Genomic DNA, 856 nt, shown 5'->3' on the forward strand with positions numbered 1-856 from the left:
CAAACAGCGCGCGGCCCTTTTTCCGCCCGGCGCTGCGCTCCTCGGCACGGGCAGAGGGGCGGGAGCCCGGCAGCCCAACAGCCCAACAGCCCAACAGCCCAACAGCCATACGGGCCATCGCTGCGCTCGGCCTGGGGCGCAGCGCAAAGCGCGCGTAAGTGGGGCCGAGCGCAGCGATGGCCCGTATGGATGTTCTGGTTCCAAGCCCGTGGGGCTGCGCCGAGGAGCGCAGCTTCAGGCGGACCAGGGCCGCGTGCTGTTTGAGCGAAGCGAGTTCACGCGGACCCCGCCTGCAGCGAGCACCGCAGGGTGCCCCAGCGCGCAGCGCTGGGGTCGCAGACTTCGGGTCGCCTTTCTTTTGGGTACGTTTGGTGCTGGAGCGGGTTGCGAAGCAACATGCGAGAGCACCGTGCGCAAAGCGCACCTTTGGCGATGCAAAGACAACCCGCGCAGCGGGTTGATTTAAAAGTACCTCGCCCGCCGGGGCGAGACCCGGCCTCCGCCCGCGGCAAGTGGCACGCCCTGCGCAAAAGACGCAGAGCCAAATTCCAATCACCCCGGCTGCCGCTTCTTGAGCGCGCACAAATCCACCATCCCCGCAAGCGTGCGCGGGTCGCTGCCCGCTGGGAAGATGCGGTGCTTCTGGATCTTCTGCGTGCCGGTGGTCGGGATCTCGTCCGCAAACCACCACCAGCCCGGCGCCTTGTAATAGGCCAGCTCGCGCAGACAGAAGTCCTGCAGGGTGCGTGCCGCTGCGGTGCGCTCCAGGCCAGCGGCGGCAGCGAGGTCCAGGACCACGCAGGCCAGCACCTCTTCTTCGCGCACCGCGTCGGGCACGGCCAGCACGGCCGCCTGG

At 68.6% G+C, this 856-nt stretch carries 1 pseudogene; it reads right to left on the reverse strand.

Features of this window, described 5'->3' with window-relative positions:
• Window positions 1–552 precede the first annotated feature (552 nt).
• Window positions 553–856, reverse strand: a pseudogene (locus B2J89_RS21200) (long-chain fatty acid--CoA ligase); the annotation flags it as partial.

The sequence above is a fragment of the Acidovorax sp. SRB_24 genome (genome assembly GCF_012931925.1).